The organism is Streptosporangium sp. NPDC053982 (assembly GCF_055585205.1).
Window position 1 is genome coordinate 162,418 of sequence record NZ_JBVJKQ010000018.1, and the last position, 22,018, is coordinate 184,435.

Below are 22,018 nucleotides of genomic sequence, written 5' to 3' on the forward strand. Positions count from 1 at the left end.
CGGTATATGGGTGTTTGTGGAGCAGGGGCGGCCGGGACGGAGAACCCGGCCGACCCGCGGACGACCCCGGTGAGCCTCGGTGAGTTCTGTCGAAGAGCGGTCCCGCCTTGGGCAAGGAGTGCCCATGAGCCTGGCCGTACCGGCCGTTAGCGTCGCGGTGTGGGCGGACGGTCCGGCGGAGGCGAACCCCCGCCGGCCCCGGCCGGGCGATCCCCGCCGCGCCCGGCCGCGCGTGGCGCGCACCGCGGCCGGGCCGCCGGGGGCAGCATGGAAGTCGCGGCACGGACGCGGACACGACCCGACGGAAAGGCGGCAGGGATGCCGGAACCCATCGAAGTGCGGAAGGTCGCCATCGAGAGCGTCACCGACGCCTCCGGGCTGGCCCGGCTCATCGACGACGGGGTGATCGAGGCCCACCGGGTGCTCGCGGTGATCGGCAAGACCGAGGGAAACGGAGGGGTGAACGACTACACCCGCATCCTGGCCGACCGAGCCTTCCGCGAGGTCCTGGCGGCCAAGGGCCACCCCTCGCCCGAGAGCGTGCCGCTGGTGTGGTCCGGCGGAACCGACGGCGTGCTCAGCCCGCACGCCACCGTCTTCGCCACCACGGCCGACGCCGAACCGGGCGACGAGCCACGCCTCAGCGTCGGCGTCGCGATGAGCGACGTCATCCTCCCCGAGGACATCGGCCGCCCGGCCATGATCGAGAAGGTCGCCGCCGGCGTGCGGGAGGCGATGAAGACCGCCGGGATCGACGACCCGGCCGACGTCCACTACGTGCAGACCAAGACCCCCCTGCTGACCCTGGCCACCATCGAGGACGCCCGTTCCCGCGGCAAGGAGGTGGTCACCGACGACACCGGCGCGTCGATGGACATCTCCAACTCCACCACCGCGCTCGGCGTGGCGGTCGCCCTCGGTGAGATCGAGATGCCCTCCGCCGACCGGATCCACCGCGACCTGTCGCTGTACTCCTCCGTCGCCTCCTGCTCCTCCGGCGTCGAGCTGGACCGCGCGCAGATCGTGGTCGTCGGCAACGTGCGCGGCATCGGCGGCCGCTACCGCGTCGGCCACTCCGTCATGAGGGACGCCCTCGACGCCGACGGCATCTGGGCGGCCATCCGGTCCAGTGGCATCGAGCTGCCCGAGCGCCCGCATCCGTCCGACCTGGGCGGCAGGCTGGTCAACGTGTTCATGAAGTGCGAGGCCGACCCGTCGGGCAGGGTGCGGGGACGCCGCAACATCATGCTGGACGACTCCGACGTCCACTGGCACCGCCAGATCAAGGCGGCGGTCGGAGGCGTCGCAGCCTCCGTCACCGGCGACCCTGCCGTCTTCGTCTCGGTCGCCGCGGTCCACCAGGGTCCGAGCGGTGGCGGCCCGGTGGCGGCCATCGCGGACCTGGGATAGCTCCGGTCACGGCCGCGTCGCCCGGATCCGGCGCGCCGCCCGGTCACGGCCGGGTGACCCGGAGGTCCAATGGCCCGGTGGCCGGAGGCCCGGCGGTTCGGACGGCCCAAGCGACCCAGGCGGGTGGCCCAAGCGGCCTAAGCGGCCCAGGTGGTCCAGGCGGGCGGCCCTGGAGGCCCGGGTGGCCGGTGCCGCCCGCCGTCCTGGCCGGCCGGGGGCGCGGGTAGGCTCCGGGTTCGTGCCGAGCATCCCGCAGCCCCTGGTCCCCGACGACGACGGCGCCGCCGACGCCGCCCTGGCGTCCGCGCTCGCCGCGTTCGCGTCCGGCGCCGCCGACGCCGGCGCGGTGGTGACGGCGTTGTCCGGCGCGCGGCTGCTCGTCCCGGTGGTGGCCCTGCTGACCTCCTCCGAGGTCGGCGAGCACGGGCTGCGCCAGGAGAAGGAGAGCGAGATGGCCCTGCCGAAGCTCGTCGGCAAGGACGGACGGGAGGCCGTGCCGGCCTTCACCGGGGCCGAGCCGCTCCGTCTCTGGCGCCCGGACGCCCGGCCCATCCAGACCACCGCCCCGCTGGTCTGCCAGGCCGCGGTCCACGAGGGGGCCGCCGCGGTGGTGCTCGACGTGGCGGGGCCCGTGCCGTTCGTGGTCGAGGGAGCGGTTCTGCGGGCCCTCGCCGCGGTCGCGTCGGGCGACGTCGGCGGGCTGGGCCCGGAGGTCACCGTGGCCCGGATGGCGGACGTCCCTTCCGCCCCCGATACGCCCGAGGCCCCCGAGGCCTCCGAAGCGCCCGAGTCGTCCGAGGCCCGCGAACCCGTGCGGATCGCCGGGGCGTCCGGGCGCGGGCGGTTCGGCCTGCCCTGGCGCAGACGCGCCTGACCCCGGCCGCACGCCGGGCCCCCGGACTCCGGCGTGCGACCGTCCGGCCGGTGGGCCGCACAGGCCGGGCACCGGGCGCAGCGCGCGGTGGGCCGCGACCGCCTGGCGGACACGGCGGGCCTGCCCCCGGCCCCGACCTCGGCGTACGGCGGGCGTGGCCGGCTCGTCCGGACTATGGTCGAGCGGTGGTCCTCCTCCCCGCCGCCGCGGCCCTCGCCGGAGCGCTGATCGGGCTGTGGTCGCGCGTCCTGGTCGTACGGCACTCCGTTCCCGAGGGGGAACCTCCCCGGCGTGATCGCCACGGGTGCGCCGCCTCGCCACCCGGCCCGTGCGACCCCGGCCCGTGCGACCCCGGCCTGTGCGACCCCGGCCCGCGTGCGGCCTTCGGCGGCCGGTGCCGCAGGTGCTCCGCCCGGTCCGGGCCGCCGCCGTTCACCGTGGAGGCCGTCACCGGGCTGGTCCTCGCCGCGCTCGCCTGGCGGGCCGTCACGCCCGGCCCCGCCGGCCCCGCCGGCCGTACGGGCACTCCGGGACCCCCGTGGACCGCCGGCCTGTGGACCGGCGGCGCATGGAGCGGCGGCGCACCGGCCGCCGCCCAGGCCGCCGAGTTCCTCGCGCTCTGCTGGCTGGCCGGGGTCTGCGTCGTGCTGGCCTTCGTCGACGCGGCCGTCCGCCGGCTGCCCGACCGGCTCACGCTCGCCTCCGGCCTCGGCACCGGCGCCCTGCTGACGGTGGCCGCCGCGGCCGGGGACCGGTGGGACGACCTGCTGCGAGCCGGGCTCGGCGGGCTCGCGCTGACCGCCTTCTACCTGCTGCTCTTCCTGGTCAACCCGGCGGGGATGGGGCTGGGCGACGTCAAGCTCGCCGCGGGCCTCGGCGTCGCGCTCGGCTGGCTCGGCTGGGGCGTCCTCGTCGGCGGCACGTTCCTCGGCTTCCTGGCGGGAGGCGTCTACGGCGTCGCCCTGCTGGTCACGCGCCGCGCGGGCCGCCGGAGCGAGATCCCGTTCGGCCCGTTCATGGTCCTCGGCACGTTCGCGGCGATCCTCGCCGCGCCGCTCCTCTGACGTTCGCGGCGGCCTCGCCGCTCCGCCCCTCCGGGGGAGATCCACCTGACGGGAGACGCCGGGCCGGTCCCACCGGCGGCCCCGGCGCCTGGAGCCGCCGGTGGGTGAGCACCTTCCTCCGCCGGACCGCGAGCGGCCCCGCCCGGATCGCCGGCCGTGTGCCGGAACCGGACGTTCCACGCGCGGAGGTCCGTACGGCGCGGCCCGCTGTACGGGGCCGATGTCTCACCTGGTGAGCTGCGGCCATTCCAGTGGGCGGCACATGGAAGACTTGTCGTCATGTTGCGCTGGTTGACCGCAGGAGAGTCCCACGGCCCCGAGCTCGTCGCGATCCTCGAAGGCCTGCCCGCCGGGGTCGAGGTGACCACGGCCGACATCGACGAGGCGCTGGCCAGACGCCGCCTCGGCTACGGCCGCGGCGCCCGGATGAAGTTCGAGCAGGACGTGGTGACGATCGCCGGCGGCGTACGGCACGGCCGCACACTCGGCAGCCCCGTCGCCGTCCGCGTGGGCAACACCGAGTGGCCCAAGTGGGAGACGGTCATGGCGGCCGACCCGGTGGACCCGGCGGTGCTGGAGGGCCAGGCCCGCAACGCGCCGCGCTCGCGCCCGCGCCCCGGTCACGCCGACCTGGCGGGCATGCAGAAGTACGGCTTCGACGACGCCCGCCCGGTCCTCGACCGCGCCAGCGCCCGCGAGACCGCGGCCCGGGTCGCCCTCGGCCAGGTCGCGAAGAAGTTCCTCAAGCAGGCCCTCGGCGTCGACATCGTCAGCCACGTCCTGTCGATCGGCGGGGCCGGCACGGACTCCGACGTCCTGCCCGGCCCGGAGGACCTGGCGAGGGTCGACGCCGACCCGGTGCGCTGCGCCGACCCGGCCGGCAGCGCCGCCATGGTCGCCGAGATCGACCGGGCCCACAAGGACGGCGACACCCTCGGCGGCGTCGTCGAGGTCGTCGCCTACGGCCTGCCGCCGGGCCTGGGCAGCTACACCCACTGGGACCGCCGCCTCGACGCCCGCCTCGCCGCCGCGCTGATGGGCATCCAGGCGATCAAGGGCGTCGCCCTCGGCGACGGCTTCGAGACCGCCCGCCGCCCCGGCTCCCGGGCCCACGACGAGATCGAGAACACCTCCGGCGGGGTCCGCCGGATCACCAACCGCGCCGGCGGCGTCGAGGGCGGCATGACCAACGGCGAGCCGCTGCGGGTCAGCGCGGCGATGAAGCCGATCTCCACCGTCCCCCGGGCGCTGGCCACGATCGACGTGCTGACCGGCGAGGCGGCCAAGGCCCACCACGAGCGGTCCGACGTGTGCGCCGTGCCGGCCGCCGCGATCGTCGCCGAGGCGATGGTCGCGCTGGTCCTGGCCGACGCCGCGCTGGAGAAGTTCGGCGGCGACTCGGTCGAGGAGGTCGCCCGCAACCTCGCCGGCTACCTGTCCTCGCTGGTGATCAAGTGACCGGACGGACCGCCGCGCACGGGACGGCCCGCCGCGCCGCGGAGGCCGCTCACGGGGCCACGCGGAAGGCCCGAAGGGAGACCGTGGAGATGACCATGGAGATGAGCAGGGAGACGGCCACGGAGAAGGAGGCACGGTGAGTCCCCGCGCAGTTCTGATCGGCCCCCCGGGAGCGGGCAAGTCGACCGTCGGCAGGCTGCTCGCAGGGCGGCTCGGCGTCGCCTTCCGCGACACCGACGCCGACGTCGAGGCCGTGGCGGGCAAGCCCGTCGGCGACATCTTCGTCGAGGACGGCGAGGAGCGCTTCCGCGAGCTGGAGGCCGAGGCCGTACGGCGGGCCCTCGCTGAGCACGACGGCGTGCTGGCCCTCGGCGGCGGCGCGGTCCTGGCCGGGGAGACGCGGGAGCTGCTGGCCGGCCACCCGGTGGTCTACCTGGAGGTCGGCCTGTCGCAGGCGGTCCAGCGGGTGGGCCTCGCCTCGGCGCGGCCGCTGCTCGTGCTGAACCCGCGCAGCCGGCTGAAGAAGCTCATGGACGAGCGCCGCCCGGTCTACGAGGGCCTGGCAGGCGTCGTCGTGGCCACCGACGACCGCGAGCCGGCCGAGGTGGCCGACGAGATCGCGAAGGGACTGGAGCCGTGACCGCCTCCAGGATCAGGGTCGGCGGGGCGGCCCCGTACGACGTCGTCATCGGCGCCGGCGTGCTCGGCGAGCTGAGCGGCCTGCTCGGCGCGGGGGTCCGCACCGTCGCGGTGGTCCACCCCGTGGGCCTGCCGGAGATCGCGAGCCCGGTCCGCGACGCCCTGGAGTCGGCCGGGTACGAGGTCGTCGCACTGCCGGTGCCCGACGGCGAGCGGGCCAAGACGGCCGAGACGGCCGCCGCCCTGTGGTCGGAGTTCGGCCGGCACGGCATGACCCGGTCCGACGCCGTGGTCGGCGTCGGCGGGGGAGCGACCACCGACCTCGCGGGGTTCGCCGCCGCGACGTGGCTGCGCGGCGTCAAGGTCGTGCAGGTGCCGACCACCCTGCTCGGCATGGTCGACGCGGCGGTCGGCGGCAAGACCGGGATCAACACCCCCGAGGGCAAGAACCTCGTCGGCTCCTTCCACCCGCCGGCCGGCGTCCTGTGCGACCTCACCACGCTGGCCTCGGTGCCCCGTGACGACTACGTCGCGGGCCTCGCCGAGGTCATCAAGGGCGGCTTCATCGCCGACCCGGAGATCCTGGCGCTCGTCGAGGACGACCCCGAGGGGGCCCGGCGTCCGGAGGGGCGGCACACCCGCGAGCTGATCGAGCGCAAGGTGCGGGTCAAGGCCGACGTCGTCGGCGCCGACCTGCGCGAGAGCGGCCTGCGGGAGATCCTCAACTACGGCCACACCCTCGCCCACGCCATCGAGCGGGTCGAGGACTACCGGATGCGCCACGGCGAGGCCGTGGCCGTCGGCATGGTCTACGCCGCCGAGCTGTCCCGGCTGGACGGCCGGATCGGCACGGCGATCGTGGAACGGACCCGCTCGATCCTGACGTCGGTCGGACTGCCCACGACCTACCGCCGGGATGCCTGGCCGGAGCTGCGCGACCACATGCGGCTGGACAAGAAGAACCGCGGCGCCAGGCTGCGTTTCGTCGTCCTGGACGACCTGGCTGAGGTGTCCCCGCTGGAGGATCCGCCCGAGGAGCTGCTCGAGGCCGCCTACCACGAGATCTCCCGGTGAGCGACCTCATGAGATCCGTCTACGTGTTCAACGGCCCCAACCTGGCGCGGCTCGGCACGAGAGAGCCCGACGTCTACGGCGCGGAGACCTTCGAGGACCTGGTGGAGCTCTGCCGGGAGGCCGGCCGGGAGCTGGGCCTGTCGGTGGAGGTCCGGCAGACCGACGACGAGGCCGAGCTGGTGGGCTGGCTGCATGAGGCGGCCGACTCGCGGACCCCGGTGGTGCTGAACCCGGCGGCGTTCACCCACTACTCCTACGCGTTGCGCGACGCCATCGCCCAGCGCACCGCGCCCCTCGTCGAGGTGCACATCTCCAACCCGGCCGCGCGGGAGGAGTTCCGCCACAACTCGGTCGTCGCGGCGGTGGCCACCGGAACCGTCGCGGGCTTCGGCCTGCGGTCCTACGTGCTCGCGCTGCGGGCCGTCGCCGAGATCACCGAGGAGGCGTGATGGGCTACCGTTCCTTCGTCGCCGTCGGCGACAGCTTCACCGAGGGCATGAACGACCCCGGGACCGGCGGGGCCTTCCGCGGCTGGGCCGACCGGGTGGCCGAGCGGCTCGCCGTGCTCGACCCGGAGTTCCGCTACGCCAACCTGGCCGTCCGCGGCAAGCTCATCGACCAGATCATCGCCGAGCAGCTGCCCCGGGCGATCGAGATGTGCCCCGACCTGGTCAGCTTCTGCGCCGGAGGCAACGACCTGCTGCGGCCGGGCAGCGACCCCGACCGGATGGCCAAGAAGGTCGCGGGGGCGGTGCGCGAGCTGCGGGCCACCGGCGCCGAGGTCCTGCTGTTCACCGGCGTGGACCCGCGCGACACCCCGATCATGCGCCGCGCCCGCGGCACCTTCGCGATCTTCTTCATGCACCTCCGGTCCATCGCCGACCTGCACGGCTGCCACCTGGTGGACCAGTGGTCGATGCAGGGGCTGCGCGACTGGCGTGCCTGGAGCGCGGACCGCCTGCACATGAACGAGGAGGGCCACCGGATGGTGGCCGCCAAGGTGTGCGAGGTGCTCGGGATCGACTGCGACGACGACTGGCGGAAGACCTGGCCGCCGCTCGGCCGCGTCGATCCGGCGGCCAAGCGCCGCGAGGACGTCCAGTGGCTGCGCGAGCACTTCGGCCCGTGGGTGGTCCGCCGGATCCGCGGGCGTTCATCCGGCGACGGACTCGACCCCAAGCGCCCCGGTCTGGAGCCGTTCCGCTGATCCTCCGCGGCTGAGGGGCCGCCCGCCGGTACGGCCCGGCGCGGGACCGTGACGGGACCGGGGCGCGGCGCCCGCCGTACCCGGGGCTGAGCACGGGCCGTCAGCGCTCGCCGTACTCGGGGCCGGGGGCGGGTCGTCAGGGGGCCGCGAGCCGTCGCAGCGCCTGGCGGACCTTCTCCGGGTCGTTGGTGGGCCAGAACGGCGGCAGGGAGTCACGCAGGAAGCCGGCGTAGCGGGCGGTGGCCAGCCGGGGGTCGAGGACCGCGACCACGCCCTTGTCGTGCTGGCTGCGCAGCAGGCGGCCCGCCCCCTGCGCGAGCAGCAGGGCGGCGTGGGTGGCGGCGACCGCCATGAAGCCGTTGCCGCCCTTGGCCGCCACGTGGCGCTGGCGGGCGGAGGTCAGCGGGTCGTCCGGCCGGGGGAACGGGATGCGGTCGATGATGACCAGCCGCAGCGACGGCCCCGGCACGTCCACCCCCTGCCACAGCGACAGGGTGCCGAACAGGCAGGTCGGCTCGTCCTCGGCGAACTGCTTGACCAGCAGCATGGTGGAGTCGTCGCCCTGGCACAGCAGCGGCACGCTCAGCCGGTCGCGCAGGGCCTCGGTGGCGGCCTTGGCGGCGCGCATCGAGGAGAACAGGCCGAGGGTCCGGCCGCCGGCCGCCTCGATCAGCTCGGTGATCTCCTCCAGGTACGCCTCGGGCAGGCCGTCGCGGCCCGGCTGGGGCAGGTGCCTGGCGACGTAGAGGATGCCGCTGCGCGGGTGGTCGAACGGCGAGCCGACGTCGAGGCCGGTCCAGCCCTTCGCACGCTTCCCGCCCTTCTTGTCCGGCTTCCCGGCGGCTTTCCCGGCGATCTTGTCCGCCCCGCCGGCGCCCTCCCCGGAGTCGCCCTCGGCGTCGTCCTTGGAGCGGTCGCCGGTGCCCAGGCCCCACTGGCGGGCCAGGCCGTCGAACGCGCCGCCCAGCGCGAGCGTCGCGGAGGTCAGGATCACCGTACGGTCGCCGAAGAGCTTGTCGCGCAGCATCCCCGCCACGGTCAGCGGGGCGATCCGCAGCATGGGCGGGCGGCGGTCGGTGCCGGCGTCCAGCCAGACGACCTCGGCCCGGTCGATCTCCTCGGCGTGGCCGAAGGCGTCGAGCATCCGCTGGGCGGTGTCGTGGACCTCGTCCAGGGCGGTGAAGGCCGCCTTGCGCAGCCCCGCGCCCTCGGGGTCGTCCTTGTCGCCGCCCTGGCGCGGGCCCAGGGAGGTGATGCACGCCCATGCCGCGTCGCGGACCAGGGCGAGGGTCATACCGAGCACCTGGGGCAGCTCGTCGAGCCGGCCGGGCGGCGCGGCGGCCAGCAGGGCCTTGAGGTCCTCGCCCGCCTCCATGAGGCGGTCGGAGGTCGGCTGGTCGATCAGCCGCCCCACCCGCCGCACGGCAGCCGTGACCATCGTCTCCGACAGCTCGCCGCTGACCACGGAGGTGACCCTGTCGACCAGCTCGTGGGCCTCGTCCACCACGACCACCTCGTGCTCGGGCAGCAGCGGGAAGTCCTCCATCGCGTCGATCGCCAGCAGCGCGTGGTTGGTGACGACGATGTCGGACTCCCCGGCGCGGGCGCGGGCCAGCTCGGCGAAGCACTCGGCCCCGCTGGGGCAGCGGGTGGCGCCCAGGCACTCCCTGGCGCTCACCGAGAACTGCCGCCAGGCCTGCTCGTTGACGCCGGGCACCAGCTCGTCGCGGTCGCCGGTCTCGGTCTCCTCGGCCCACTCCTGGATGCGCTGGACCATCCGCCCGGTCGCGCTCACCTCACGCGGGTCGAAGAGCTGGTCCTGCTCGTCCTCGGGCCACCCCGCGGTGGCCTTGTACCGGCACAGGTAGTTGCGGCGGCCCTTGAGGATCGCGAACGCGGGCTCGTGCGGCAGGTGCGGGGCGAGCGCGTCGGCCAGCCGGGGCAGGTCGCGGTCGACGAGCTGGCGCTGGAGCGCGATGGTGGCGGTGGAGACCACCACGGCGCCGTCGGAGGTCATCGCGTGCCGGACCGAGGGGATCAGGTAGGCGAGGGACTTGCCGGTGCCGGTGCCGGCCTGGACGGCCAGGTGCTCACCCTTGTCGATGGCCCGCTGGACGGCCCGCGCCATCGTGAGCTGGCCGGGCCGCTCGACCCCTCCGACCGCCTTGACGGCGGTGCTCAGCAACTCCTCGACGGGCGGCAGGAGCTCCTGCGAGGAGTCGTCGTCGGCTTCGGCGTGGGCGATGGAGTCGGTCGGCACGACAGCCAACCGTACTCGGTCCCCACGACGATCGCCGCCGCTCCGGGCGGTTCCGGGCGGCGAGCCTCGCGACGGCCGCCGCCGCTCCGGGCGGGGAGCGCGCGGGCCCGTCCCGGCATTCCGGAAGCCATGTCCCATGTCGCGTGGCAGACTGGCACCGGCACCCGGCCGCCGGAACGTCCTCGGTCGAAAGGAGATCGTCCGTTTCGGTGTCACCGGGGCGAAAGATGGGGACGGAAGGACCGGTTCGGTAGAGTTTCCCGGGGTCGAGTGGACGAATAAAGGCTGGTTGAAGCACGATGTCCTCCATGTCGGAAGTTGTCCCGTTGCCGTCATTCGGCGAGGTGTTCTTTGACGAGCGTGGCCAGGAGCGGGTTCTACGGGTCACCTGGCACGAAGGCACGCTGGTCCTGAGCCTGTGGCGCGGAGAGATGTGCACCGCCAGTTTCCGCATGCCGCTGAACGACGTCGGCCGCCTGGTGGACGCCCTCGACGAGGGGTTCATCCAGGCCGGGGGCCAGTACCCCGACGAGGTGGACGACCAGCGGCAGGCCGCGCCCCCGGCGGCCCGGACCGGCCAGGAGGTCCCGGCCACGCCCGCCGGGCACGGCGATCCCGGGGGCTTCCCCGTCTCCGGAGAGTTCCCGGCGGCCGGCGAGCTGCCGGGCACGGGGCAGTACGCCCGTCCCCGCCCCGAGGAGTACGCCCAGCCGCACCCGTACCCCGACCCCGACCGGCCGTATCCCGACCCGGATCGGCGGTACCCCGACGCCGCCGCCCAGCCCGAGCCGCCGGACGAGCGCCCGGTGCCCGCCCACGGACCCAACGACGTGCTGGTGGCCCGCGGAGCCGTGCCGGCGCCGCCGGACCGTCCCGCGGCCCGCGCCGCCGACTACGAGTACGGCTCCGGCGACGCGGTACCCCGGGAGAACATGATCGTGGGCGACTCGCTGTCGTACGGCGGGTATCCCGCCGACCCGCTGGGCCCGGCCTCCGGCGACCCCGCCTACCAGTTGCCCGGCGGCGACCGCTACGAGCCCCGGCAGCCGGACCCCTTCGCCGTCCCGCCCGCCGGATCCGACGCGTACGGCGCGGCGCCCGAGCCCGACCTCTACGGCGGGCCGTCCACGCAGCCCGGCCCGTACGACTCCCCAGCGCCCCGCCGGCGGCCCGGCTCCCACGCCCCGCACGACGAGTACGCCCCGCACGACGAGCGGTACCCATCCCGTTCCGGGCATTCCGACCACTACGCCTCCCCGGACGCGGCGTCCCAGGGGCAGCACTCCACCGACCCGTTCGGCTTCGCGGCGCAGCAGGCACAGCAGGCGCAGCAGCGGCAGCCGGCCTACGAGGCCGGCCCGCCCGAGCTGTCCGACCCCTACGGCCACCCCGCGCCGCAGTCCGACCCGTACGCCGGCGGCGTCCCGGGCGCCCCGCAGCCGGGTACGGCCGGCCACCCCGCCGACCTGCGCGACCTGTACGGCTCGCCGCCCGCCGGATACCAGCAGGGGGTGGACCCGTCCGACCCGCTCGGCCTGCGCGGCCGGCAGCCCGACCCCGACCCGCTGGGCCTGCACGGCCGGCAGGATCCGCGGATGTCGCGCCCGTACGTCCCGGACCCGCCGCACTCCACCGGTGAGCGGCTCCGCCCCGACCAGGGGTACGAGGAGCACCGCCGCGACGAGCGGGACGACCGTCACGACTGGTGATCCCGGGAAGGACATTCGGGATCACCGCGCTCGGGGGAGCCATGAGTCAGGAGTCCGTACTCCAGCTGCTGCTCGTTCCGGTCATCGCCATCGCGGTGGCCGCCGTCGCCAGGCGGCGCGAGTGGTCCGCGCCGCTGCTGCTGGTGCTGGCCGGGCTGGTGCTCTCGCCGCTGGTGCCCGGCTACCAGCTGGATCCCGAGCTGATCCTGCTGGTGTTCCTGCCCCCGCTGCTCTACTCCGCCGCGATCGACAGCTCCTACACCAGGCTCAAGGCCGTCCGCAGGCCGATCGGGCTGCTGTCGGTCGGGCTGGTGCTGTTCACCACCCTGGTCGTCGGCTGGGTGACCCACCTGCTGCTGCCCGAGCTTCCGGTGGCGGCGGCCTTCGCGCTGGGCGCGATCGTGGCGCCGCCCGACGCGGTCGCCGCGGTCGCGGTGGCCCGCAGGCTCGGGCTGCCCCGCAAGATCGTCTCCATCCTGGTGGGGGAGAGCCTGTTCAACGACGCCACCGCGCTCACCGTCTACCGGGTGGCCGTCTCCGCCGCGCTGGGCGCCGGGATCACCTGGCCGGAGGCGGTGGGCAGGTTCCTGTACGCCGCGGTGGGCGGCGTGGTGATCGGCGTCGCGCTCTCCTGGCTGCTGAACCGGCTGCTGCGGCTGCTGCGCGACCCGCTCACCGAGAACACCGTCATGCTGCTCATCCCGTTCGGGGTCTACCTGGCGGCCGAGGTCGCCCACACCTCCGGGGTGGTCGCCGTGGTGATCGTCGGGTTGTCCATCGGGCACAGGATGCCCTCGGCGGGCTTCGGCACCCGGCTGCTGTCCGGCGCGGTGTGGCGGGTCATGGGGTTCTTCCTGGAGACCATCGTGTTCATGCTGATCGGCCTGCAGCTGTGGCCGATCATGAGCGCGCTGGGCGGGGAGGACCCGTTGAGGCTCGCCGGGATGGCGCTGGCCGTCTTCGTGGCGACGGTGCTGGCCAGGGCCGTGTGGGTCGTACCCGGCCTCCACCTGCCGAGGAGGCTGTCGGCCCGGATCCGGCGGAACGAGCCGAAGCCGCCGTCCTGGCCGGCGACGCTCATCGTGAGCTGGGCCGGCATGCGCGGGGTGGTCTCGCTCGCCGCGGCCTTCGCCCTGCCCGAGGACTTCCCCGGCCGGCCCACCATCCTCTTCCTCACGTTCACGGTGGTGATCGGCACGCTGCTGATCCAGGGCCTGTCGTTCCCGGCGCTCATCAGCCGGCTGCGGGTCTCCAACGAGCAGGAGATCTTCGCCGACAACCTCGCCGAGGCCGGAGCCAAGCAGCAGGCCGCCACCGCCTCGCTCGCCCGGCTGGAGGAGCTGGTCGGAGAGGGGGTCCCCGAGTCCGGCGAGCACGTGGTGCGGCTGCTCAGGAAGCGGACCGAGCACCAGCCGCTCGCCGCCTGGGAGCGGCTCGGCGGCGGGACCGGCCAGGAGGGCGAGGAGACGCCCAGCGGGCTCTACCGGCGGCTGCGCCGGGAGATGCTGGCGGTCGAACGCGACGTGCTCGTACGGCTCCGCGACGAGGGCCGCCTCGACGACGAGGTGCTGCACCGGGTCATCAGGGAACTCGACTTCGAGGAGGCCAACCTGGAGCGCGAGTAGGGGCCCGTTCCCGGAGGCCGCCGGCGTGCCGTACGAGGCCGCACGGCTCCGGAGCCCGGACGGCTTCCGTACGCGGGTGCTATCGTGGACGGGACCCGTGATCGCGATCGATGAGGAGACCGGGAATGGCAGGGGACCTCGACATCTCCGGGTGACACCGGAAGTGGCCGGCCCGCGGCAGGCGTGTGACATCCGCCGCCGCCGGGGCCATGTCGTCGTCTCATCGATCCCTGCCGTCCGCCGGGCGTCCGCTGACGCGCCCGCTTCCGTACGAGGTCATCTCTCATGTCCGACGCTTCCGTCGTCTGCTCCGACCTGTCCTTCTCCTGGCCCGACGGCACCCCGGTCTTCCGGGGGCTGTCCTTCACCGCGGGCCCCGGCCGTACCGGCCTGGTGGCCCCCAACGGCGCCGGGAAGACCACCCTGCTCAAACTCATCGCCGGCGAGTACCGGCCGACCGGCGGCGGCGTCACCGTCGGGGGCGTGCTCGGCTATCTGCCGCAGAGCCTCCCCCTGTCCGGCGACCTGACCGTGGCCGAGGTCCTCGGGATCGCCCCGGTGATCGCGGCCCTGGACGCCATCGAGTCCGGCGACGCCGCCGAGGAGCACTTCACCGTGATCGGCGACGACTGGGACGTCGAGGAGCGCACCCGCGCCCAGCTCGACCGGCTCGGTCTCGCCGGCCTCGACTTCGGCCGCCGCCTGCGCACGCTCAGCGGCGGTCAGGCCGTCTCCCTGGGACTCGCCGCACAGCTGCTGCGACGGCCCGACGTGCTCCTGCTCGACGAGCCGACCAACAACCTCGACCTCGACGCCCGCCGCAGGCTGCACGGCGTGCTCGACGACTGGACCGGCTGCCTGCTGCTGGTCAGCCACGACCGGGCGCTGCTCGACCGGATGGACCGCATCGCCGAGCTCGACCGGGGGGAACTGCGCTCCTACGGGGGGAACTTCACCGCGTACGAGGAGGCGGTGCGCGCGGAGCGGGAGGCCGCCGAGCGGACCGTCCGCAGCGCCGAGCAGGAGCTGAAGCGGGAGAAGCGGGAGATGCAGCAGGCCCGTGAGCGGGCCGAACGCCGGGCGGGCAACGCCGCCCGCAACCTGAAGAACGCCGGCCTGCCGCGCATCTTCGCCGGGAACATGAAGCGCGGCGCGCAGGAGTCGGCGGGCCGGGCGGGGCAGGCGCACGCCACGCGGGTCGAGGACGCCAGGACACGCCTCGACGAGGCGAGCCGGGCCCTGCGCGACGACCAGCGGATCGCGCTGGACCTGCCGGGGACCGAGGTGCCGGCCGGGCGCACGGTCTTCCACGGCGAGCACGTGCGGGTCCGCCGCGGCGACCGGCCGATCTTCGCCGGGCAGGGGATCGACCTGACCGTCCGGGGCCCCGAACGCATCGCGCTGACCGGGCCCAACGGAGCCGGCAAGACCACCCTGCTCCGCGTGCTCGGCGGCGACGTGGAGCCGGAGGGCGGCCGGGTCACGCGGGCCGCGGGCCGCGTCGCCTACCTGTCCCAGCGGCTGGACCTGCTCGACCTCGACCGCACCGTGGCGGAGAACCTCGCGGCGTTCGCGCCCGCGATGCCGCAGGCCGAACGGATGAACCTGCTGGCCCGCTTCCTGTTCCGCGGCCCCCGCGCCCACCTCGCGGTCGGGGCGCTCTCCGGCGGCGAGCGGCTGCGCGCCACGCTGGCCTGCGTCCTGTACGCCGAGCCGGCGCCCCAGCTGCTGCTGCTGGACGAGCCCACCAACAACCTGGACCTGGTGAGCGTCGGCCGGCTGGAGAGCGCGCTTCAGGCGTACCGGGGGGCGTTCGTGGTGGTCAGTCACGACGAGCGGTTCCTCGCCGAGATCGGGGTGAACCGCCGGCTGCGGCTCGCCGAAGGCCGCCTGCTGGAGGAGGGGGCTCCGCAGGACGCCTGACGGCGCGCCCCCGGCCCCGGGCCTCCGGGACCCGGGGGCGCGCCCCCGGGTCCCGTTCTCGCGGACCGTCCCGCCTGCCGCGGGGAACCGCGGAACGGGACCTGGTTCTCCTTCGCGGATCCTCTCCGTGGCGGGGATCCGCAGGACGGGACCTAACCGAGCGTCTCGTCGACGAAGCACCACCGCCAGGTCTCGCCCGGCTCGAACGAGGCGATGACCGGGTGGCCCTCGTCCCGGAAGTGGGCGGTGGCGTGCCGGCCGGGCGAGGAGTCGCAGCAGCCGATGTGCCCGCAGTCCAGGCACCTGCGCAGGTGGACCCAGCGCATTCCGGTCTTCAGGCACTCCTCGCACCCCTCGGGGGTGCGAGGGGACGGATCCCCGGCCTTGGTCAGGTGTTCGCAGGTGGTCATGTGTTCCCCCTTGGTCGAAGACGCCTCACGGAGATCGTACGGTCACCGCCCGGGACGTCCGGCGGCGGCCACGCGGCCACCGCCGGGGCGGTCCGGCGGTGACCGGCCGGCCCCGCCGAGGGGACCGATCGTACGGTCCCCGCCGCCGGACCGGCCGCCCCGGCGGGACATGCGTCCCGGCGGCACCGCTCGCCGTACGGGTCCGCCGGGTAGGGTCTTTCGCATGCGACCCCTTACGCGACGTGTCCCCGCTCTCGCCGCCGCCGCGCTGGCCGCCGCCCTGTTCGCCACGGGATGCTCCGAACTGCAGGAGGTGAGCCAGGGCGTCGACAAGGCGCAGCAGTGCCTGCAGGCCACCGGCATCGTCACCGAGACGGTGAGCAAGATCTCCGGCCTGACCGACGACCCCGCCGCCTTGGAGAAGGCGCTGAACGACGGCGCCTCGAAGCTCAGCGGCCTCGCCGACCAGGCCGCCAACACCACGCTGAAGGAGGCCGCCGACGGGGTGGCCGCCGACCTGCGGAAGGTGAACGTCACCGACGCCAACAGCGCCGTCGACGCGGCGCAGAAGACCGCGACCGACTCGGTGCGCTGGATCGAGCAGCTGGGCTCCGCCTGCTCCTGACCCGCCTTTCCCGGCCTGCCGCGCGAAAGCCCGCCGGTCCGCTGCCCGCCGGTCCGCTGCCCGGGGTCCGGCGGGCCGGGCGGAAACGTCCGGTCCGCGTGGCGGAGATCCCGGCTTCTCACGGTGCCCGCGATCCGTCGATGAGGAGGCCGGTCCGCGCGAGGAAACCCCCGAGCCGGGCTCCAACGGGATCCCGGGTTCTCTATGGGAAATATCGGGGAAATACCGTCGATTGCATGAGCGCCCCTGGTCACGAACCGGATCCCCGGTTCACACTCGCGAACGAACGCACCTTCCTGACCTGGCTCAGCACCTCGCTGGCGCTGAGCGCGGGCGGCGTCGCCATGGCCGCGGTACCCGAGGACGTGTTCGTGCCCTGGATGCGGACGGCCCTCGCCGTCCTCCTGGTGTTCCTGTCGGCGGTGTCGGCCGCGATGGCCTACCCGCGCTGGCGTCGCGTGCAGCACGCGCTGCGCAACGCCTCCCCGCTCCCGGCGCCGGCCCTCGCCCCCGTCCTGGGGTACGGCGTGGCCGCCGTGGCGGCGCTCGCCCTGATCCTCATCCTGCTGGGCCGCTGACCCGGTGCCCGCCGCACCGGAGGCCGGAGCCCGCGCCGGAGGTGACCCGATGAACCAGCTGTGGGACGAGGGCCTGCAGAACGAGCGCACCCGGCTGGCCTGGATGCGCACCGCCGCCACGCTCGCCGTCGGCGGCCTGGGCGCCGGGGGGATCGTCCTGCGCACCGGTATCCGGCCGGTCGTCGCGATCCCCTTCGTCCTGGCCGCCCTCTGCGGGGCGCTGCTGCTGTCCCGCGTCGGCGTCCGCTACCGGCGCGTGCAGCGGGCCCTGCACGAGGGCCGCCCCCTCGACGACCGCGCCGACGCTGTCATCGCCTGGCTCGGCACGATGGCCGTCGCCGCCGGCGCGATCGGCTTCGTCCTCGTCCGTTAGAGGGACCGTGTGGGGAGGGCCCGCGTGTGAGGGCTCATGTGGGGAGGGCCCGTGTGGGGAGGGCCCGCGTGACGGCCGGTCCCGCGCCGGTGGCCGACATGGTCCGGATGCGCGTCCACCGCCCTGCGTCACGCCCCGGCCGGCGTGCCCGGCCTCTCATGATCCGGCGTCCGGGCCGTGGGGGCGGGGGCGTCTGGCGTCGACGTTGTCGGTCAGCGTCCGGAGGACGCCGGGCAGTTCCGTCACGGTCCGGACGGGCAGACCGGTCACGGTTTCCTCAGCCAGGGCGCACCACAGCAGTTTGATCCGGTCGGCCAGGGCTCTGCCGCTGTCGGTGAGTTCGACGACGCTGGCGCGCCTGTCGGCGGGGTCGGGCGTGCGGCGGATGTGGCCGGCGGCTTCGAGCTTGCGGGTCATGAGCGTGACGCTGGGCGGCTCGCAGCCGAGTGCCTCGCTGAGCTGGGCCTGGATTCTCGGGCCGGTCCGGGCGAGTTCGAGCAGGAGCGCCTCCTGCCCGGGGTGCAGGCCGAGCGGGGCGAGCAGCGCCGCTGCCCTGGCACGGTGACGCAGGCTCAGCAGGCGGATGGCCTGGTTGAGCGCGTCCGCTTCCTCGAAGTCCATGGGCCCTCCTTGACATATTAGTTATGCGCATAATATTTATCTGCTTAACTAATCCTACTCGACACCGAGGGACCGGCGCATCCGCTGTGACGCCGGGGGCCTGCGCGTCCGCCCACGACCGGACCGTCCGCGGAGCCGGAACCGGACCGTCCGCGGAGCCGGAACCGGACCGTCCGCGGAGCCGGAACCGGGCCGCCTGCGGAACCGCGGCCGGGCCGCCTGTGGAGCCGGGACCGCGACGATCTCCCCGTCCGCGTGAGCGGCGGGACGGCAAGGGAGAAGAACCCATGACGAGCACCCGCACCACGACCCCACGGGCCAGGCCGTACGCGACCTGGCTGGTCCTGCCGCTGGCGTGCGCCTGCCAGTTCATGGTCATCCTGGACTCGGCCATCATCAACGTCGCCCTGCCCTCGGTCCGCGAGGACCTCGGCTTCACCCCCGTCGGCCTGGCCTGGGTCGTGAACGGCTACCTGCTCACCTTCGCCGGTTTCATGCTGCCGGGCGGGCGCGCCGCCGACCTGTTCGGCCCGCGCCGGATGCTGGTCGCCGGGCTGCTCCTGTTCTCGGTCGCCGGCCTGGCCGCCGGCCTGGCGGCCACCGCGGAGGTGCTGGTGGCGGCCCGGGTCGCGCAGGGTGCCGGAGCCGCCATGATGGCCCCGGCGACGCTGGCCGTGATCAACACCTCGTTCACCGAGCCGGGCGCGCGAGCCAGGGCGTTCGGCGCGTGGTCGGCCTCGGGCGGTGTGGGCGGGACGGTCGGCGCGGTCGCCGGCGGCGCCATCACGACCGGCGTCTCATGGCGGTGGGTCTTCCTCATCAACGTGCCGATCGGCGCGGTGCTGATCGGCGCGGCCGTGATGTCGCTCGCCGGCACGCGGACCGGCCGGCGCGGATCGCTCGACCTCACCGGCGCGGTCACCGGGACGGCGGGGCTGGCCGCGCTGGTCTACGGGGTCATGCGGGGCGCCGACGGCGACTGGGCGTCCGTACCGGTCGCCGGGCCGATCGCCGCGGGACTGCTCCTGCTCGTCGTCTTCACGGTCGTGGAGGCGCGTCTCGCCGACCGGCCCATGGTGCCCCTGCGGCTGTTCAGGATCCGGGGGGTCGCCGCCGGCAGCGGCACGCTGCTGCTGTTCGGCGGGATCACCATCGCGATGTGGTACTTCACGTCGCTCTTCCTGCAGAACGTCCTCGGCTTCAGCGCGCTCCAGGCCGGGCTCGCCCAGACACCCGCGGCGGTGACGTTCCTGCTGGTCACGCGATGGGCGGCCGTCCTGCTGCCCCGGTTCGGGGCACGCCTTCCCGTGATGGCCGGCGGCGCCTTCCTCCTGGCCGGTTTCGGGTGGCTCGCCCAGGCCCACACCGGCAGCGGTTATCTCACCGGCGTGCTCGGGCCCATGCTGCTCGTCGCGGCCGGCATCGGGCTGACCTTCCCCACCCTCATGGCCGCGTCGACCGCCGACGCCCCCGAAGGCGACGCGGGGATCGTCGGCGGCCTGGCCCAGACCGCCGGTCAGGTGGGCGGGTCGATCGGCCTGGCGGTGCTCGCGACGGCCGCCGGCGCCAGAGCCGCCTCCGAGGCCGGCAGCGGCCCGGTGACCGCCCTCGCCTCCGGCTACGCCCTGGTCTTCCTTCTGGCGGCCGGGCTCGGCCTGGCCATCGCGGCGGCCGGTCTGCTCCTGCCGCGGCGCCGATGAGGCCGGTCGCCCGCGACGCGGCGACGCCGCTCACCGTGACCTCCGTACGACCCCCGTACGACCCCGTATGACACCCGTACGTACGACCCGCCGGCCCGTGCCCGGCGGATCGGCTGATGGGTCGGCCGACAGGCCGGCCGGCGAAGAGGAGACAGCATGACCAGCGCATTCGATCCGATCACCGTCGGCGGCACGCGACTCGCCAACCGGGTGGTCATGGCGCCGATGACCCGCAGCCGCGCCCCCGGCGGACTGGTGACGGAACTGACCGCGGAGTACTACGTCCAGCGCGCCTCCGCGGGACTGATCATCACCGAGGGCGCCCAGCCGTCGGTGACCGGCCAGGGGTATCCGTTCACCCCCGGCCTGCACTCCGCCGAGCAGGTCTCCGCCTGGCGCAAGGTGACCGACGCGGTGCACGCGGAGGGCGGAAAGATCTTCGCCCAGCTGCTGCACACCGGCCGGATCGGCCACCCCGTCCTGCTGCCCGGCGGCCTGGTCCCGGTGGCGCCGTCACCGGTCGCCGCGCGGGGACGGCTGTTCACCCCCGACGGCATGAAGGACTTCGTCACCCCGCGCGAGCTGGAGGCCGCCGAGATCGAGCAGATCGTCGCCGACCACGCGAGCGCCGCCCGCAACGCCGTCGAGGCGGGCTTCGACGGGGTGGAACTGCACGGCGCCAACGGCTATCTGATCCACCAGTTCCTCGCCCCCGGCACCAACCGGCGCACCGACGGCTGGGGAGGCTCGGTCGCGGGACGCATCCGGTTCGCCGTGGAGGCCGTCTCCGCGGTCGCCGCCGCGATCGGCGGCGACCGCACCGGCCTGCGCCTCTCGCCGGGAGGAACGAGCAATGACATCCACGAGCCCGACCCGCACCCCGTCTACCAGGCGCTCGTCGAGCGGGTAGCCACCCTGGACCTGGCGTACCTGCACGTCATGGAGGCCGGTCACCGGGACCTGACGCACGCCATGCGCCGGAGTTTCCCCGGCGCGTTCATCCTCAACCCGTACACCGGCGACCGTCCGACCGGCCCTGAGGAACTCGCGCTGATCCAGGACGGGACCGCCGACCTGATCGCCTTCGGACGGCTCTTCCTCGCCAACCCCGACCTGCCCCGCCGGCTGGCGACCGGCTCCCCCCTCAACACCGCCGACCCGGCCACCTTCTACGGCGGCGGCGCGGCCGGATACACCGACTACCCGGCCCTGCCCGCCTGACCGGGCGGGGCCGGACGGAACCGGGCGGGGCCGGGCACAGCCGGCCTCGCCCGGCGGGAGGCGGCGGCCGAGCGCGACGGCCCCGCCTCCCGGCAGGGGAGGCGGGGCGGGCACCGTACGGGAGAGGTCAGGAGGAGCCGCCGAGGGCCACCGTCTCGGCCACCTCGTCGTGGCGCTCGGCCTCCTCGGCGGCGAACCGTTCGGCGTCGAGCCGCTCGGCGATGTCCTCGTCCTGCTTCATGAGCGCGTCCAGGCTCTGGCCCGCCATGTCCAGGACGCCCATGTCGGCGTAGGCCTGCTGCAGGCGCGGGCTCCACAGCCCGATGTCCTTGACGCAGGGGACGATGCGGCTGAACAGCAGGGAGCGGAACAGCTTCATGTACTCCGACTGGTCCACGGACTCCATGGCCTGGGCGACCTCGGCCTTGTTCAGGCCGATGGTCTCCCACGTCTCCCGGCCGCGCAGCCGGTCGCGCATGAGGTAGCAGCCCTCGATGACGAACTCCTCGCGCTCACGCAGCTCGCTCTCGCTGAGCTGGCGGTAGTAGTCGCGCAGCGCCATCCGGCCGAAGGCCACGTGCCGGGCCTCGTCCTGCATCACGTAGGCGAGGATCTGCTTGGGCAGCGGCTTGGTGGTGATGTCGCGCATCACCCCGAAGGCCGCCAGCGCCAGGCCCTCGATGAGCACCTGCATGCCGAGGTAGGGCATGTCCCAGCGGGAGTCGCTCAGCGTGCTGTCCAGCAGCGACTTCAGGTGGGGGTTGATGGGGTAGGCGTGGCCGACCTTCTCCTGCAGGAAGCGGGCGTAGGTCTCGGCGTGCCGGGCCTCGTCCATGGTCTGGGTGGCGGCGTAGAACTTCGAGTCGAGGTCGGGGACGGACTCGACGATCCGCGCCGAGCAGATCATCGCGCCCTGCTCACCGTGCAGGAACTGGGAGAACTGCCACGAGGCGTTGTGCAGGCGCACGTCCTTGCGCTGCTGCTCGCCCATCCTGTCCCACAGCGGCGTGCCGTAGATGGCGATGGTGGTGTCGGGGACGCCGAGCACGTCGTACGGATCGACCTCGAGGTCCCAGTCGATGCGCTTGACGGAGTCCCACTGCTTGTCCTTGCCCTTCTGGTAGAGGGCGAGCATGCGGTCCCGGCCCTCGTCGTACTCCCACGTGAAGCGGGCGGCTCCGGCCGCCTCGACGTCCCACGTGGAAAGCTCGGCGGGGATCGCGTACAGGTCGTGCGTCGACATCTGG

General features: G+C 74.3%; 20 protein-coding genes. 16 read left to right on the top strand and 4 right to left on the bottom strand.

Going from position 1 to position 22,018, the window contains the following annotated elements; translation table 11 throughout:
- Positions 1 to 318: 318 nt before the first annotated feature.
- The 8 genes from bar (at position 319) to ACZ6W9_RS30610 (ending at position 7,726) form a co-directional block, all read left to right on the top strand.
- On the top strand, positions 319 to 1,410 hold the full coding sequence (gene bar, locus ACZ6W9_RS30575; RefSeq protein WP_389960692.1) for a barbiturase: 1,092 nt from the start codon (positions 319 to 321) through the stop codon (positions 1,408 to 1,410).
- A 238-nt stretch (positions 1,411 to 1,648) separates the two neighbouring features.
- Entirely contained in the window at positions 1,649 to 2,284 is a 636-nt protein-coding gene (locus tag ACZ6W9_RS30580) for an SseB family protein (RefSeq protein WP_389960694.1), read from the top strand.
- 185 nt (positions 2,285 to 2,469) lie between these two features.
- Entirely contained in the window at positions 2,470 to 3,348 is an 879-nt protein-coding gene (locus ACZ6W9_RS30585) for a prepilin peptidase (RefSeq protein ID WP_470120828.1), read from the top strand.
- A gap of 279 nt (positions 3,349 to 3,627) precedes the next feature.
- Positions 3,628 to 4,806 carry a chorismate synthase gene (gene aroC / locus ACZ6W9_RS30590; RefSeq protein ID WP_362929593.1) on the top strand — a complete coding sequence of 393 codons (1,179 nt, stop codon included), beginning with the start codon at positions 3,628 to 3,630 and terminating at the stop codon, positions 4,804 to 4,806.
- A 136-nt stretch (positions 4,807 to 4,942) separates the two neighbouring features.
- A complete protein-coding gene (locus ACZ6W9_RS30595; protein WP_362929591.1) occupies positions 4,943 to 5,446 on the top strand; it encodes a shikimate kinase in 504 nt (167 codons plus the stop codon).
- Positions 5,443 to 6,519, top strand: coding sequence for a 3-dehydroquinate synthase (gene aroB, locus ACZ6W9_RS30600; RefSeq protein ID WP_470120831.1), 1,077 nt, complete (start codon positions 5,443 to 5,445; stop codon positions 6,517 to 6,519). Before ACZ6W9_RS30595 ends, aroB begins: the two co-directional genes overlap by 4 nt.
- Before the next feature lie 8 nt (positions 6,520 to 6,527).
- On the top strand, positions 6,528 to 6,968 hold the full coding sequence (gene aroQ / locus ACZ6W9_RS30605; protein WP_389960701.1) for a type II 3-dehydroquinate dehydratase: 441 nt from the start codon (positions 6,528 to 6,530) through the stop codon (positions 6,966 to 6,968).
- A complete protein-coding gene (locus ACZ6W9_RS30610) occupies positions 6,968 to 7,726 on the top strand; it encodes an SGNH/GDSL hydrolase family protein (RefSeq protein WP_389960703.1) in 759 nt (252 codons plus the stop codon). The genes aroQ and ACZ6W9_RS30610 overlap by 1 nt, the downstream gene beginning before the upstream one ends.
- Positions 7,727 to 7,862: 136 nt before the next feature.
- Here the strand turns inward: ACZ6W9_RS30610 and ACZ6W9_RS30615 are convergent, their stop codons facing one another.
- Positions 7,863 to 9,986 (bottom strand): ATP-dependent DNA helicase, encoded by a 2,124-nt coding sequence (locus ACZ6W9_RS30615; RefSeq protein ID WP_470120833.1) that lies wholly within the window; start codon positions 9,984 to 9,986, stop codon positions 7,863 to 7,865.
- 308 nt (positions 9,987 to 10,294) lie between these two features.
- On the opposite strand from ACZ6W9_RS30615, the gene ACZ6W9_RS30620 reads away from it, so the two are divergent.
- The 3 genes from ACZ6W9_RS30620 (at position 10,295) to ACZ6W9_RS30630 (ending at position 15,243) form a co-directional block, all read left to right on the top strand.
- Entirely contained in the window at positions 10,295 to 11,695 is a 1,401-nt protein-coding gene (locus tag ACZ6W9_RS30620) for a hypothetical protein (protein WP_389960707.1), read from the top strand.
- 41 nt (positions 11,696 to 11,736) lie between these two features.
- Positions 11,737 to 13,320, top strand: coding sequence for a Na+/H+ antiporter (locus ACZ6W9_RS30625; RefSeq protein WP_470120835.1), 1,584 nt, complete (start codon positions 11,737 to 11,739; stop codon positions 13,318 to 13,320).
- A 285-nt stretch (positions 13,321 to 13,605) separates the two neighbouring features.
- Positions 13,606 to 15,243: an ABC-F family ATP-binding cassette domain-containing protein gene (locus ACZ6W9_RS30630; protein WP_389960711.1), complete on the top strand. Its 1,638-nt coding sequence runs from the start codon at positions 13,606 to 13,608 to the stop codon at positions 15,241 to 15,243.
- A 152-nt stretch (positions 15,244 to 15,395) separates the two neighbouring features.
- On the opposite strand, the gene ACZ6W9_RS30635 is transcribed toward ACZ6W9_RS30630, so the two are convergent.
- Positions 15,396 to 15,653, bottom strand: coding sequence for a ubiquitin carboxyl-terminal hydrolase 14 (locus ACZ6W9_RS30635; RefSeq protein ID WP_389960713.1), 258 nt, complete (start codon positions 15,651 to 15,653; stop codon positions 15,396 to 15,398).
- 223 nt (positions 15,654 to 15,876) lie between these two features.
- On the opposite strand from ACZ6W9_RS30635, the gene ACZ6W9_RS30640 reads away from it, so the two are divergent.
- The 3 genes from ACZ6W9_RS30640 to ACZ6W9_RS30650 all read left to right on the top strand — a co-directional run bounded on the left by ACZ6W9_RS30640 (position 15,877) and on the right by ACZ6W9_RS30650 (position 17,229).
- Positions 15,877 to 16,278, top strand: a complete 402-nt coding sequence (locus ACZ6W9_RS30640; RefSeq protein ID WP_389960715.1) for a hypothetical protein — start codon at positions 15,877 to 15,879, stop codon at positions 16,276 to 16,278.
- A gap of 236 nt (positions 16,279 to 16,514) precedes the next feature.
- On the top strand, positions 16,515 to 16,856 hold the full coding sequence (locus ACZ6W9_RS30645) for a YidH family protein (protein WP_389960717.1): 342 nt from the start codon (positions 16,515 to 16,517) through the stop codon (positions 16,854 to 16,856).
- Between the two features lie 49 nt (positions 16,857 to 16,905).
- Positions 16,906 to 17,229, top strand: coding sequence for a DUF202 domain-containing protein (locus ACZ6W9_RS30650; RefSeq protein ID WP_362929569.1), 324 nt, complete (start codon positions 16,906 to 16,908; stop codon positions 17,227 to 17,229).
- A gap of 156 nt (positions 17,230 to 17,385) precedes the next feature.
- Here ACZ6W9_RS30650 and ACZ6W9_RS30655 read toward each other — a convergent pair whose 3' ends face one another.
- A complete protein-coding gene (locus ACZ6W9_RS30655) occupies positions 17,386 to 17,850 on the bottom strand; it encodes a MarR family winged helix-turn-helix transcriptional regulator (protein WP_389960719.1) in 465 nt (154 codons plus the stop codon).
- Positions 17,851 to 18,137: 287 nt separating this feature from the next.
- On the opposite strand from ACZ6W9_RS30655, the gene ACZ6W9_RS30660 reads away from it, so the two are divergent.
- Together ACZ6W9_RS30660 and ACZ6W9_RS30665 are read left to right on the top strand one after the other, a co-directional pair.
- On the top strand, positions 18,138 to 19,550 hold the full coding sequence (locus ACZ6W9_RS30660) for an MFS transporter (protein ID WP_389960721.1): 1,413 nt from the start codon (positions 18,138 to 18,140) through the stop codon (positions 19,548 to 19,550).
- Between the two features lie 156 nt (positions 19,551 to 19,706).
- Entirely contained in the window at positions 19,707 to 20,771 is a 1,065-nt protein-coding gene (locus tag ACZ6W9_RS30665) for an alkene reductase (protein ID WP_389960723.1), read from the top strand.
- A 127-nt stretch (positions 20,772 to 20,898) separates the two neighbouring features.
- On the opposite strand, the gene ACZ6W9_RS30670 is transcribed toward ACZ6W9_RS30665, so the two are convergent.
- Positions 20,899 to 22,014, bottom strand: coding sequence for a ferritin-like domain-containing protein (locus ACZ6W9_RS30670; RefSeq protein WP_389960725.1), 1,116 nt, complete (start codon positions 22,012 to 22,014; stop codon positions 20,899 to 20,901).
- Positions 22,015 to 22,018: the final 4 nt, after the last annotated feature.